The organism is Ornithinimicrobium humiphilum (genome assembly GCF_006716885.1).
Classification (GTDB): domain Bacteria; phylum Actinomycetota; class Actinomycetes; order Actinomycetales; family Dermatophilaceae; genus Ornithinicoccus; species Ornithinicoccus humiphilus.
This window is the reverse complement of record NZ_VFPU01000001.1, coordinates 1458003-1470875: the sequence shown is the minus strand read 5'-3', so window position 1 is coordinate 1470875 and position 12873 is coordinate 1458003. Positions and strand designations below refer to the sequence as shown.

Annotated in this window: 13 protein-coding genes; 3 read left to right on the top strand and 10 right to left on the bottom strand. The window is 73.0% G+C overall.

Features of this window, described 5'->3' with window-relative positions; translation table 11 throughout:
* Positions 1-66 precede the first annotated feature (66 nt).
* Entirely contained in the window at positions 67-564 is a 498-nt protein-coding gene (locus tag FB476_RS16655; protein ID WP_141818105.1) for a hypothetical protein, read from the top strand.
* 16 nt (positions 565-580) lie between these two features.
* Here FB476_RS16655 and FB476_RS06770 read toward each other — a convergent pair whose 3' ends face one another.
* Genes FB476_RS06770 through FB476_RS06760 form a run of 3 tightly spaced genes read right to left on the bottom strand, consistent with a single transcriptional unit; the run spans position 581 to position 3266 of the window.
* Positions 581-1288, bottom strand: coding sequence for an endonuclease/exonuclease/phosphatase family protein (locus FB476_RS06770; RefSeq protein WP_141818104.1), 708 nt, complete (start codon positions 1286-1288; stop codon positions 581-583).
* A gap of 50 nt (positions 1289-1338) precedes the next feature.
* The gene (locus FB476_RS06765; protein ID WP_141818103.1) at positions 1339-2307 is read right to left on the bottom strand and encodes an ROK family glucokinase; all 969 of its coding nucleotides are present in this window, start codon (positions 2305-2307) and stop codon (positions 1339-1341) included.
* The gene (locus FB476_RS06760) at positions 2304-3266 is read right to left on the bottom strand and encodes an ROK family glucokinase (RefSeq protein ID WP_141818102.1); all 963 of its coding nucleotides are present in this window, start codon (positions 3264-3266) and stop codon (positions 2304-2306) included. The genes FB476_RS06765 and FB476_RS06760 overlap by 4 nt, the downstream gene beginning before the upstream one ends.
* 166 nt (positions 3267-3432) lie before the next feature.
* Between FB476_RS06760 and FB476_RS06755 the strand changes: the two genes are divergently transcribed.
* Positions 3433-5247, top strand: a complete 1815-nt coding sequence (locus tag FB476_RS06755) for an AMP-dependent synthetase/ligase (RefSeq protein WP_337678338.1) — start codon at positions 3433-3435, stop codon at positions 5245-5247.
* A 54-nt stretch (positions 5248-5301) separates the two neighbouring features.
* Here the strand turns inward: FB476_RS06755 and FB476_RS06750 are convergent, their stop codons facing one another.
* Positions 5302-5607 carry a hypothetical protein gene (locus FB476_RS06750; protein ID WP_141818100.1) on the bottom strand — a complete coding sequence of 102 codons (306 nt, stop codon included), beginning with the start codon at positions 5605-5607 and terminating at the stop codon, positions 5302-5304.
* 177 nt (positions 5608-5784) lie between these two features.
* Here FB476_RS06750 and FB476_RS06745 point away from each other — a divergent pair, with 177 nt between their 5' ends.
* Positions 5785-7539: a DEDD exonuclease domain-containing protein gene (locus tag FB476_RS06745; protein ID WP_141818099.1), complete on the top strand. Its 1755-nt coding sequence runs from the start codon at positions 5785-5787 to the stop codon at positions 7537-7539.
* 1 nt (position 7540) lies between these two features.
* Here the strand turns inward: FB476_RS06745 and FB476_RS06740 are convergent, their stop codons facing one another.
* The 6 genes from FB476_RS06740 to ctaE all read right to left on the bottom strand — a co-directional run bounded on the left by FB476_RS06740 (position 7541) and on the right by ctaE (position 12823).
* Positions 7541-7822: an Lrp/AsnC family transcriptional regulator gene (locus tag FB476_RS06740; protein WP_141818098.1), complete on the bottom strand. Its 282-nt coding sequence runs from the start codon at positions 7820-7822 to the stop codon at positions 7541-7543.
* Between the two features lie 104 nt (positions 7823-7926).
* The gene (locus FB476_RS06735) at positions 7927-8268 is read right to left on the bottom strand and encodes a metallopeptidase family protein (RefSeq protein ID WP_141819971.1); all 342 of its coding nucleotides are present in this window, start codon (positions 8266-8268) and stop codon (positions 7927-7929) included.
* A 151-nt stretch (positions 8269-8419) separates the two neighbouring features.
* On the bottom strand, positions 8420-10249 hold the full coding sequence (gene qcrB, locus FB476_RS06730) for a cytochrome bc1 complex cytochrome b subunit (protein ID WP_141818097.1): 1830 nt from the start codon (positions 10247-10249) through the stop codon (positions 8420-8422).
* Positions 10246-11316 carry a cytochrome bc1 complex Rieske iron-sulfur subunit gene (qcrA, locus tag FB476_RS06725; RefSeq protein ID WP_141818096.1) on the bottom strand — a complete coding sequence of 357 codons (1071 nt, stop codon included), beginning with the start codon at positions 11314-11316 and terminating at the stop codon, positions 10246-10248. The genes qcrB and qcrA overlap by 4 nt, the downstream gene beginning before the upstream one ends.
* A 1-nt stretch (position 11317) precedes the next feature.
* Positions 11318-12124, bottom strand: a complete 807-nt coding sequence (gene qcrC / locus FB476_RS06720; protein ID WP_141818095.1) for a cytochrome bc1 complex diheme cytochrome c subunit — start codon at positions 12122-12124, stop codon at positions 11318-11320.
* Between the two features lie 75 nt (positions 12125-12199).
* Positions 12200-12823 carry an aa3-type cytochrome oxidase subunit III gene (gene ctaE / locus FB476_RS06715; protein WP_238329587.1) on the bottom strand — a complete coding sequence of 208 codons (624 nt, stop codon included), beginning with the start codon at positions 12821-12823 and terminating at the stop codon, positions 12200-12202.
* Between the last annotated feature and the right edge of the window lie 50 nt (positions 12824-12873).

Genomic DNA, 12873 nt, shown 5'->3' with positions numbered 1-12873 from the left:
CGTGCGGACGCGCCGACTCTACCGCTCCCGGGCGTGCGAGGATGTGCGCGTGGAGGTGAGGGGCCGATGAGCGACCGGGCACCGCGACCGGACGACGGCGACGAGGTCGACCGGCGCTTCCGGGAGATCGTCGCCGGGCTGCAGGCACCGGCGGAGGACGACACCCCGGCGCCGGGTGCTGCCCCCGGGCACGTCGCGCCGGAGGACCGGCCCTCCGCGTCGATGACGGCCCCCGACCCCTCCCCCAACCCGTGGCCGAGCCACCTGGGCGCGGGCACGCCCCCGGGCATGGCCACCGACCACCGGTCCTACGAGGCCCCGGAGGAGGACGACCACTTCGTCCCGCCGCGCCCCGACCCGCTGCCCGCCGGCGACCTCCACTTCTGGGCGATCCTCGTCGGGCTCGTGGTGGGCCCGCTGCTGATCTTCCTCTCCGCCATCATCCCGGTCCTGGACCGGGGCTGGACCTACGTCGGCGGCCTGGCGACGGTCGCCGGCTTCGTGCTGCTCGTGCTGCGCCAGCCGCGCTACCGCCGCGACGACGACTGGGGCGCCCGGGTCTGACCGGGCGCCTCACCCCTCACCCGAAGGTCAGGTCGACCCAGACCGGCACGTGGTCGCTGGCCCCGGCCAGCGCCAGCCCGTCCAGCAGCGCCGGGTCGCCGGGGACGACCGACGCGTGACCCCGGGCGAAGATCGCGTCGATCCGCCGGTGCGGTGACGCCGCCGGGAAGGTGGGCCGGTCGTCGCTGACCTCCTGCAGCCGGGCTGCGACGACGCCCCACGCCGGGCCGGCGTCGTCCTCGTTGAGGTCGCCGCCCACGACCAGCGGCGCGTCCTCGGGGATGGAGAGGTCGTCCGAGAGCTCGCGCAGCACGGTGCCGACGTGCTCGACGCGCTGCTCGCCCTTGAGGGGCAGGTGGATCGAGACGGCGGTGACCGTGCGGCGGTCCGGCGTCGTGATGGTGGCGACCGTGTAGCTGCGGGGGTTCTCACGCAGGCCCACCTTGAGCTTGCGGTCCCGGGAGTCGCTGGAGAGCACCCGCAGGCTGGTCATCAGGCCGGTGCCGCTCACCATGCGGGTGCGGCCCGACCACAGCAGCCCGGCGCGCCGTGCGAAGCTCGTGATCGCGTAGTCCGAGCCCGGGTAGCGGGGCACCTCCTGCAGCAGCAGCACGTCGGGCGAGATCGCCCGCACCACGGCGGCCGCGGCCCGGGCGTCGTCCTTGAGCCCGCGCAGGTTGTAGGACGCGACGCGCAGGGCGTCCGGGGCGGGAGGATGCGGCATACCCCCATCTTCTCTCACGGCAGGAGGCCCCGAGCAGCCGACCGGCCCGCTCAGCCGCGGCGGGCGAGGTCTGCGGCGCCCACGACGCCGGCGCGGACCCCGAGCTCGGCGGCCCGCACCTCGGGCAGGGGCCGGTGCCCGACGCCGGGGAGGTGCGCGGCGAGCGCCTGGCGGGCCGGGGCCAGCAGCAGCTCGCCCGCCTCGCTCGCTCCGCCGCCCACGACGACGGTGCCGGGGTCCAGGGCCGCGACGACGTCCGCCAGGCCGGTCCCGAGCCAGCGCCCCACCTCGGCGACCAGCCCGACCGCGGCGGGGTCGCCCGCGCGGGCCGCGCGCGTCACGTCCTCGCCCTGCAGCAGGTCGGCCCGACCGCCGAGCCGGCGGAGCAGCGCGGCGGCCTCCTCGCTCCCGGACTCCAGGAGCGCGAGCGCGTCGCGGCGCAGCACCGACCCCGAGGCGTACTGCTCCCAGCAGCCGCGCCTGCCGCACTCGCACGGCCGTCCGTCCGGCACGACGACCATGTGCCCGAACTCCCCTGCCAGCCCGTGGCGGCCCCGCTCGAGGGCTCCCCGGACGACGAGCGCCCCGCCGATGCCGGTGCCCAGGGCGACGAGGAGCAGGTGCGACTCGCCCCGACCCGCCCCGAACCGGTGCTCGGCCCAGGCGGCGGCGTTGGCGTCGTTGTCGACCACGACCGGCAGCCCGAGCCGGGCGCGCAGCGTGTCGCGGAGCGGCTCGTCGCGCCACGACAGGTGCGGCGCGAAGACGACCGTGCCACGGTCGGCAGCCACGAAACCGGCCACGCCGATCCCCACCCCGGCCACGCCGTCCCCCGCGACCGTATGCCCCAGCAGCTCGGTGACCACGTCGACGACGGCGGCCTCGACCACCTGCGGCAAGGTGGTGCGGTCCGGGGTGTCCCGGCGTATGCCGTGCACGATCCGCCCCTGCTCGTCGACGAGACCGGCCTTGATGCGGGTGCCGCCGACGTCGACACCCACCGCGAGCGCGGGGCTCATCCCGCCGCGCGCGAGGCCAGGTCGGCGACCCCGATCATCCCCGCGTCGTTGCCCAGAGCGGCCAGCACCAGGGGGGCGGTCTCCCGGTGGCCGCGTCCGGGGAGGGACCGGGCGAAGGCGGACCGGGCCGGCGCCAGCACCAGCTCCCCCGCGGCACTGACGCCGCCACCGAGGACGATGAGGCCGGGGTCCAGGACCGCGGCGAGGCTGGCCGCGCCCTCCCCGACCCAGCACCCGACGGTCTCGAGCAGCTCCGTCGCGGCGGGGTCGCCGGTCCGGGCCACCTCGGTGACCATCTGGCCGGTCAGCCGGGCCGGGTCGCCCTCGCACCTGTCGGACAGGGCACCGGCGTGGGGGCTGCCGCTCGCGACGAGGGCGCGGGCCTCGCGCACGAGGGCGCTCCCCGAGGCGTACATCTCCCAGCAGCCCCTGTTGCCGCAGCCGCAGCGGTGTCCGTCCGGGACCACGCGCAGGTGCCCGACCTCGGCCCCCATGCCGTAGGCCCCGCGCAGCAGCCGCCCCTCGTTGAGGATGCCGCCGCCCACGCCCGTGCCCAGGGTCAGCAGGACCACGTCGGCGGCGTCCCGGGCGGCACCGAAGCGGAACTCGCCCCAGACCGCCGCGTTGGCGTCGTTCTCCAGGACCACGGGCAGGTCGACCAGCGCCCGCAGCCGCGCCCGCAGCGGTTCGTCGCGCCAGGCCAGGTTGGGTGCGAAGACCACCGTCTCGCCCGCCCTGTCGATGAAGCCGGCGCAGGCCACCCCGACGGCCGTGACCTCCTCGCCGGGGGCGGCTCCGTCGGCCAGCTCCTCGACCACCTCGGCGACGGCGGTGACGATCTGGGCGGGGTCCTGGGCCGGGGTCTCCCGCCGGGCCCGCCGCAGCACGGTGCCGTGCTCGTCGACCGCGCACGCCGCGATCTTGGTGCCTCCGACGTCGACTCCGACGCAGGTGGTCATCTGGCCTCCTGGGACAGCTCGGGGACCGGCCGCGGCCGGTCGTTCTCGGATGGGCCCCCGAGCCCGCCGTCAGCCTAGTGACCTGCGCGGTCCGGCGCCCTCCCGCAGGTATGGTGGGGAGCCGCTTTCACCCCCAAACCCGTGACCAGGAGGCACCGTGACGGACGTGACCGTCCCGCCACTCATCCCGACCCCCTCGGTGTCGGGCATCTCCGACTACGTCGTGGGCTGGGCCGAGCGCGAGCCGGAGCGGGTGCTCGTCGCGCGCCAGGAGAGCGCGGGCGGGGGCTGGAGCGACGTCACGGCGGCCCGGCTGCGCGCCGACGTCGACGCGCTGGCCAAGGGCTTCGTCGCGGCGGGTCTGCAGGCCCGCGACCGGGTGGCGATCATGAGCCGCACCCGCTACGAGTGGATGGTCGTCGACCTGGCGCTGTGGAGCGTCGGTGCCGTGCCGGTGCCGGTCTACGAGACGAGCTCGCGCGACCAGGTCTCGTGGATCGCTCGCGACAGCGGCGCGGTGGCCATGATCGTCGAGGACGCCGCCATGATGGCGACCGTCGCGGCCGTCCGGGACGACCTGCCCGCGCTCCAGGACCTGTGGTGCATCGAGGCCGGGGGGCTCGACGAGCTGGTGGCCGCGGGCGCCGAGGTGCCCGACGAGGTGGTCCTCGAGCGTCGCGCCGCCACCGGCCGCGACGACCTGGCCACGATCATCTACACCTCGGGCACGACGGGCAGCCCCAAGGGCTGCGAGCTCACCCACGACAACTTCCTGTCGCTGGCCGAGAACGCCGCGGAGCGGCTCTCCGCCGTGATCCGGGCACCCGGCGCCTCGACGCTGCTCTTCCTGCCGCTGGCGCACGTCTTCGCCCGCTTCATCCAGGTCGTCTGCCTGCACGCCGGCGCCCGGATCGGGCACACCCCCGACCCCAGGACCGTGCTCGCCGACCTCGCCGGCTTCCGTCCGACCTTCCTGCTGTCGGTGCCGCGGGTGTTCGAGAAGATCTACAACTCCGCCGAGCAGAAGGCCGCCGGCGGCGGGGCCGCCAAGGCCCGGATCTTCCGCTGGGCCGCCCGTGTCGCGCAGGACTGGAGCCGCTCCCTCGACGACGGCGGCCCCGGCGTGCTGCTGCGCGGGCAGCACCTGCTGGCCGACCGGCTCGTCTACTCCACCCTGCGCGCGGCCATGGGCGGCCGGGTCCAGTACGCCATCTCCGGCGGCGCCGCCCTGGGCGAGCGTCTCGGGCACTTCTACCGCGGCGTGGGCCTGGTCGTCCTTGAGGGCTACGGCCTGACCGAGACCACCGCCCCCGCGACCGTCAACACCCCCGACATGATCCGCATCGGCACCGTGGGCCGTCCCCTCCCCGGGGTGGGCATCCGCATCGCCGAGGACGGCGAGGTGCTGGTCCGCGGGGCCAGCGTCTTCACGGCCTACCACGACGACGCCCGGGCGACCGGTGAGTCGCTGCGCGACGGCTGGTTCGCCACGGGAGACCTCGGCGAGCTCGACCGCGACGGCTTCCTGCGGATCACCGGGCGCAAGAAGGAGATCCTCGTCACCGCCGGTGGCAAGAACGTCTCCCCGGGCCCGCTCGAGGACCGGCTGCGCGCCTTCCCGCTCATCTCCCAGTGCATGGTGGTCGGCGACGGCCGGCCGTTCGTGGCTGCCCTCGTCACCCTCGACGAGGAGGTGCTGCCGGTCTGGGCCGAGGCCAACGGGCTCGGCGCGCTGACCGTGGAGCAGGCCCGCACCCACGATCGGGTCCGGGCCGAGGTCCAGCGCGCCGTCGACGAGACCAACGCCTCGGTGAGCAGGGCCGAGTCGATCCGCACCTTCCGGATCCTCGGGTCGGACTTCACCCCCGAGAACGGCCTGCTCACCCCCTCGCTCAAGCTCAAGCGCGGCCGGATCTCCGAGCTGCTGCGCGAGGAGGTCGAGGCGCTCTACCGCACCCCGCGCGGCGGCTCCGGGCACTGACCGGAGCGTCGGCAGGGCCCTGAGCCGACGGCGCAGCCTCCGACGCGCTCCTCCTCAGCCGACGGCGTAGCGCCCGTCGAGCTCCACCTGCGCGCGGGCGCCGGCGGCCTCCTGCGGGTCCACGAGACCGGCACGGACGAAGACCTCGACGGCGGCCAGCTCGGCGGCGTCCAGGGGTGCGCCCCCGAGATCGGTGGCCGGGCCCGCGGGGTCGCCGGCGGCCGCCCGACGGTGCTCCTCGCGGTCCTCGCGCGGGCGCGGCTCGTCGAGCCACAGCCGGCCGAGCACCGGCACGAAGCAGTCGCCGCAGTGGCGCCCTCGCACCGGGCAGGTCTGGCAGTCGATGGTGGTCGTGGTCATGGTTCCCACCTCCTTGTCCGCGACGCTACAGACGGGCACCGACACACCCGACAGACCCCGCGCCCACCCCCGTCGGGCGCACCACCTCCGCACCCGCCCGGTGGCGTCCTCGCCCATCCGGGCGCTCCCCGGCCTGCCTGCACCGGTCTGTCGGTGGGCGCGTCTACCTTCGTCGGCATGCAGATGGTGCAGGAGACGTTCGACGACCTCGGGACCGCGCTGTCCGAGGTCACCTTCGTCGTCGTCGACCTGGAGACCACGGGCGGCTCGCCGGCCGGGTCGCAGATCACCGAGTTCGGCGCGGTGAAGGTGCGCGGCGGCCAGGTGCTCGGCGAGTTCCAGACGCTCGTGCGCCCCAGCAGCCCCATCCCGGCCTTCATCAGCGTGCTGACCGGCATCACCAACGCGATGGTCGCCGACGCCCCGGGCATCCGCACGGTGCTCCCCCAGTTCCTGGAGTTCGCCGCCGGCTCGGTGCTCGTCGCGCACAACGCCGGCTTCGACGTCTCCTTCCTCAAGGCGGCCGCGGCTGAGACCGCCCACCCCTGGCCCGGCTTCGCGGTGATCGACACCGTTCGGCTGGCCCGTCAGCTCGTGCACAAGGACGAGGCGCCCAACCACAAGCTCTCCAGCCTGGCCCGGCTCTTCGGCGCGGCCACGACCCCCGACCACCGGGCGCTGCACGACGCCCGGGCCACCGTCGACGTGCTGCACGGGCTGATCGAGCGGGTGGGCAACCTCGGCGTCCACACCCTCGAGGAGCTGCAGTCCTACAGCTCGCGGGTCAGCACCGCCCAGCGCCGCAAGCGCTTCCTCGCCGACGCGATGCCGTCGGCCCCGGGGGTCTACGTCTTCAAGGACGGTCGCGGCGAGGCCCTCTACGTCGGCACCGCCACCGACCTGCGCCGCCGCACCCGCACCTACTTCACCGCCAGCGAGACCCGGCGCCGCATGACCGAGATGGTCGGGCTGGCCGAGTCGATCACCCCGATCGTCTGCGCGACGCCCCTGGAGGCCTCGGTGCGCGAGCTACGACTCATCGCCGAGCACAAGCCGCGCTACAACCGCCGCTCCCGCCACCCGGAGAAGTCGGTGTGGGTCAAGCTCACCGACGAGCCCTTCCCGCGGCTCTCCGTGGTCCGCTCCGTGGGCTCCGACGGCGCGCACTACGCCGGGCCCTTCGCCAGCCGCCGCACCGCCGAGGCGGCCGTCACGGCCCTGCACGAGGTGGTGCCGCTGCGGCAGTGCACCTCGCGGCTGTCGGCGCGCCGCACCCGCGAGACCGCCTGCATGCTCTTCGACCTCGGCCGCTGCGGCGGCCCGTGCATCGGCGAGCAGTCCGTCGAGGAGTACGCCTCGGTCGCCGAGCAGGCCGTCGAGGCGTTGACCGGCAGCTCCCGCGAGGTGATGACCACCCTCCGCTCGCGTCTGGACGAGCTCGCGGCCCAGGAGCGCTTCGAGGAGGCCGGCACCCTGCGCGACCGCATGATGGCGCTGGTGCGCGCCGCTGCGCGGGCCCAACGGCTGCGCCCCCTCACCTCGGCCGCCGAGCTGGTGGCCGCCCGTCGGCGCGACACCGGGGGCTGGGAGGTGGTGTGCGTGCGCTACGGCCGCCTGGCCGGCACGACCGTCACCCCGTTCGGCGCCGACCCGATGCCCTACATCGCGGCCCTGCGGGAGACCGCCGAGGTCGTCGAGCGCGGCATCGCCCTGCCCGAGGAGACCGAGCTCGTGCTGCGCTGGCTCGAGTCCCCGGGCGTGCGCCTGGTCGACCTCGAGGGCACCTGGACCTGCCCCGTCGGCGGAGCGGGTGCGAGCCGGGCCGAGCTGGAGCCGCAGGCGAGCTCGTGGTCGGAGGTCGACCCCGTCGGGACGAGCTTCGGCCGCGCCCTGGACCGGCCCGTGGGCGCGGTCCCGGCGGGAGCCTCCTGACTCAGCCGTCCAGGCCGAGGTCGAAACCTGCCTCGAGGTCTTCCTCGGAGTAGGTGCGGAAGGCGATGTGGGTGTTGGTCTCCAGCACGCCGGGCACCTTGTTGAGCCGGTCGGCGATGACGTCGTGGAAGTCCTCGTGCCGGCTCACCTGCACGACCGCCACGAGGTCGACGTCACCGGTCACCGAGTAGACCTCGCGGACCCCGTTGATCTCGGCGATCTGCTGCGCCGCCTCGGGGATGCGTGCTACTTCGACCTTGATCAAGACGATGGCTGAGATCACGCCCGTCACTCTAGCGGGGCGCACGACCGCTGCGCGCGGCTGCTCGGGGCGACCGGTCGGGCCGGCGCCCGCGGACCCTGGGGCGGCCGGCCCGCAGGCCGCACTCAGCCCCACCCGAGCTCGTGCAGCGTGTCGTCGTCGATGCCGAAGTGGTGGGCGATCTCGTGCACGACGGTGATCGCGATCTCGTCGAGCAGCTCCTCGCGGTCGACGCACATGCGCACCAGCGGGCCGCGGAAGATCGTGATGCGGTCGGGCAGCTGCCCGCCCCACATCTGGTCGCGCTCGGTCAGCGGCACCCCGTCGTAGACGCCCAGCAGCTCGGGATCGTCGTCCGGGGGCTCGTCCTCCACGAGGAAGACGACGTTGTCGAGCTGGTCCATGAGCTGCTCGGGCACGAGGTCGAGGGCGTCGCCGACCGCGATCTCGAACTCCTCGCGAGACATCTCCAGCACGGGCTCGTCCTCGCCAGACGGGTGGCCCTCGCCGTGACGGTGCTCGTCAGGGCCGGGCGCCGTCCCGTGAGCCTGATGGTCGTCGGACGACGGCGCCCCGTCCCCCTGCTGAGGGACGGGGCGCTCGTCGTGCTGGTGCGGCTCAGGAATCGCGGGCCGCCCCGACGTTGTCGTCCTCGACGTGCCCGGACACCCCGGCGCCCGGGATGTCGGAGACGCCCTCACCGTGCTGCGCGATGGCCGCGGCGGCCTCGGGCGAGTCGAGCGCGTCGTGCTCACCGTGGTGGTGGGCGGCGGCGAGCTCGGCCGGTGTGACGGTCGGGATGGCGTCCTTGTAGAAGAAGTTCGACAGGGCGCGGCGCAGGCGGCCGGCGGGGACCGCCGGGCGACGCACGCCGTGCTCGTCGACCTCACCCTCGAGGAGCTCGAGCGGACGCGGGGTCTCGTGGTTGACCAGCTCCCAGCGCTCGAACTCGTCGAGCGGCTCGTGGACCTCGAAGAAGCGACCCTCCGGCGTGCGGACGATGCGACCGGTCTCGCGGCCGTGCAGCACCTTCTCGCGGTCGTGTCGCTGCAGCGACAGGCAGAGCCGCTTGACCACGAAGAAGACGATGACCGGCAGGACGAAGAAGGCCACCCGGAAGACGATCGTGATGTCGTTGATCGACAGCTGCAGCTTGATCGCCAGGATGTCGTTGATGGTGGCCAGGGCCAGCACCAAGTACATCGAGATCGCGGCCAGGCCGACGGCCGTGCGGACCGGGGCGTTGCGCGGGCGGTCCAGGAGGTGGTGCTCGCGGCGGTCGCCGGTCGCCCAGGCCTCGATGAACGGGTAGGCGCCCATGATGATGAACACCAGCGGGAGCAGCAGCAGCGACCCGAGGAAGATGTTGAAGCTCCACACGGTGTCGAAGATGGTGAACTCCAGCCAGCCCGGCAGCAGACGCAGCGCGCCGTCGGAGAACCACATGTAGAAGTCCGGCTGCGAGCCCGCCGTGACCTGCGTCGGGTCGTACGGGCCGAACACCCACACCGGGTTGATCTGGACGAGGGCGGAGACCAGGGCGGTGACGCCGAAGACCACGAAGAAGAAGCCACCGGCCTTCGCGGCGTACACCGGCATGACCGGGAAGCCCACGACGTTGTCGTTGGTCCGGCCCGGGCCGGGGAACTGGGTGTGCTTGTGGATGACGACCAGCGCCAGGTGGGCCACGAAGAGGCCGACGAGGATGGCCGGGAGCAGCAGCACGTGCGCGATGAACAGGCGCGGGATGATCGCCTCGCCCGGGAACTCGCCGCCGAAGATGAAGAACGTCATCCAGGTGCCGATGACCGGCGCCGACATCATGAAGCCGTTCATCGCCCGGATGCCGGTGCCCGAGAGCAGGTCGTCCGGCAGGGAGTAGCCGGCGAAGCCCTCGACGATGGCCAGCAGCGCCAGGACGACGCCGATGATCCAGTTGACCTCGCGCGGCTTGCGGAACGCGCCGGTGAAGAAGACGCGCGCGGCGTGCAGGGCCAGGCCGACGATGAAGAAGAGCGCGGCCCAGTGGTGCAGCTGACGCATCAGCAGGCCACCCTTGACCTCGAAGCTGATGTCCAGCGTCGAGGCGTAGGCCTCCGACATCGCGACGCCCTTGAGCGGGACGAAGGAGCCGTCGTAGACGACGTGACCCATGCTCGGCACGAACCAGAAGGTCAGGAAGGTGCCGGTGATGAGGCAGATGACCATGGAGTACATGGCGATCTCGCCGAGCAGGAAGCTCCAGTGGTCGGGGAACACCTTGCCCAGACCGAAGCGCATCGCCTTGACCAGGCCGGTGCGCTCGTCGATCGGCCCGAGGGCCTTGGGGAACTTGGCGTCGGCCGACCCCTGGTCCGCGGACCACGCCGGCGGCGGGGGCGCCGAGGCCACCGAGTCGCCGGCGCGCACCGAGTCGGCACCCTGCGGCACATGACGGGTGGTGCTCATGCGTCATCTCCCTTCAGCAGGCCGGGACGGTTGCGCTCGAAGAAGCTCGGGCCGACGGGCTCCCGGAAGCCGTCCGCGGCGACGATGTAACCCTCGTCGTCAACGGTGATGGGCAGCTGCGGCAGCGGCCGCTTCGCCGGACCGAAGATGACCTTGCAGTCGTCGGTCATGTCGAAGGTGGACTGGTGGCACGGGCAGAGCAGGTGGTGGGTGTTCTGCTCGTAGAGCGCCACGGGGCAGCCCACGTGGGTGCAGACCTTGGAGTAGGCGACGATGCCGTCGACACCCCAGTCGCGCTGCTTCTGGCTCTTGATCTTGGCCGGGTCCAGGCGCACCAGGATGATCTGGTCCTTGCCCTTGGAGATCATCATCTCCTCGGGGTCGAGCTCGTGCGCCGCCGCACCCACGAAGCCCTCGGGCATCACGTGGAAGACGGAGCCCTGGGTGACGTCCGCGGCCCGGATGGGGGCGCCGGACGGGTCGATCATCAGGCGCATGCCGCTCTGCCAGTTGGTCTCGTAGAGCTCGCCGCGCGGACGCGGGCCCAGGCCGGCCAGGACCGGCACGACCAGCGGGAGGGCGAAGAGGCCGAGGGCGCCACCGGCGGAGCCGAGGATCGCGCTGCGACGGTTGAGCTGCGAGCCTCGCCAGCCGTGGGACAGCTGACGGGCGACCGCCTGCTTGTCCTCCTCGCTGGCAGCCGGCGGGTGGCGGTCCTCGGAGACCTCCTCGTCGGGCATGAGGGTCCTGGCCCAGTGCACCGCGCCCAGGCCGATGCCCAGCAGGGAGATCCCCATGGTCACGCCGAGGACGGCGTGGAAGAGGTTGATCCGCCCGATGCCGATGATCGTCCCCCGCGTCTGCGGGTCGATGACGTAGTAGGCGACGAGGAAAGCGATCGAGCCGAGCGCCGACAGCGTGAACATCGTCACGACCTGCAGCGTGGCGCGGCGGGCGGCGCGCTCGTCGACGTCCGCGCGACGCGGACGGTGCGGCGGCAGGCCGGGGTTGGGGAACCGGTCGGGCGTCGAGTCGACGACGGCCGGGGTGTGGTCAGTGGTGCTCACCTCAGGCTGCCTTCCGTCCGATCCAGACCGCCAGGGCGATCATGGTGCCGATGCCGATGGTCCAGATGAAGAGCGCGTCGCCGGCGGGGCCGACGTTGCCGATGCCGGCGCCGCCGTGCTCGTTCCCACCCTCCTCGATGAACTTGAGGAACGCGATGATGTTCTCCTTCTCCTGCGGCGTGAGGTTCTGGTCGTTGAAGACCGGCATGGCCTGCGGGCCGGTCACCATCGCCTCGTAGATGTGCTCCTTCTCGACGCCCATGAGGGTCGGGGCGAACTTGCCGCGGGTCAGCGCACCGCCGGAGCCCGAGGAGTTGTGGCACATGGCGCAGTTGGTGCGGTAGGCCGCACCGCCGGCGGCGATGTCGGCGCCCTCCAGGTCGAGGTACTCGTCGGAAGGACGCCCCGGGCCCGGCGCCAGGGAGGCGACATAGGCCGCCATCTGCTCGATCTGGCGCTCGGTGAACTTCACCTGGCGGTCGTTGCGGTGGGCCTGCACGTCCGGGTCCGGCAGCGGCATACGGCCGGTGGCGACCTGGAAGTGGACGGCCGCCGCGCCGACACCGTGCAGGGACGGACCGACGGTCTCCACGCCCTCGGCGTTGGTGCCGTGGCAGGTGGCGCAGTTGGCGAGGAAGAGCTTGCGACCCTCCTCGACGTCCTCGGCCTGGGTCGCCGCGGTCACGACGTCGTTCGCTGGGGCGCTGGGCTGGAGGGCGGCGTAGGCCGTGCCGGTGAAGGTCAGGCCCAGGAGCAGCACGACCAGCAGCGCGATCGGGCTGCGGCGCAGTGCGGCGAGGGAGGTCACTCGTCGGTCCTTCCGGGGGTGGTCAGGGCTGTCGGGTTGGCCGTCGTCGGCCGCTGCGGAGGGGCGCATCGCCGGTCACCGGAGCACGTAGATCACGAAGAACAGCGCGATCCACACGACGTCCACGAAGTGCCAGTAGTAGGAGGTCACGACCGCTCCGGTGGCCTGGGCGTGCGTGTAGCGCTTGGCCACGTAGCTGCGCGCGACGATGAGCAGGAAGGCGAGCAGGCCGCCGGTCACGTGCAGGCCGTGGAAGCCGGTGGTGATGTAGAACACCGAGCCGTAGGAGTCGGCCGTGGGCGTCAGGCCCTCGCTGGTGAGCGTGGCGTACTCCCAGACCTGGCCGGCGATGAAGGTGGCGCCGAAGACGTAGGTGAGGATGTACCACTCGCGCATGCCCCAGCCGTTCGCGCCCAGCGGGTTGCCGATCTGCCACAGGCGGCCCGTGCGCGACGGGATGCCGCGCTCGGCCTTCCACACCCCGAACTGGCACCACACCGAGGAGATGACCAGGATCGTGGTGTTGATGGAGGCGAACGTCACGTCCAGGTAGTCCGTGCGCTCGGCCCAGAGGTCGGGAGAGACCGCCCGGATCGTGAAGTACATCGCGAAGAGGCCGGCGAAGAACATGATCTCGCTGGAGAGCCAGACCATGGTGCCCACGGCGGTCATGTTGGGCCGGGTCGCAGGCCCGTGCATGGTCGCGTGGAACCGATCCGCGTCGGTCATCGTTGCTGCAGGTGTCGTCG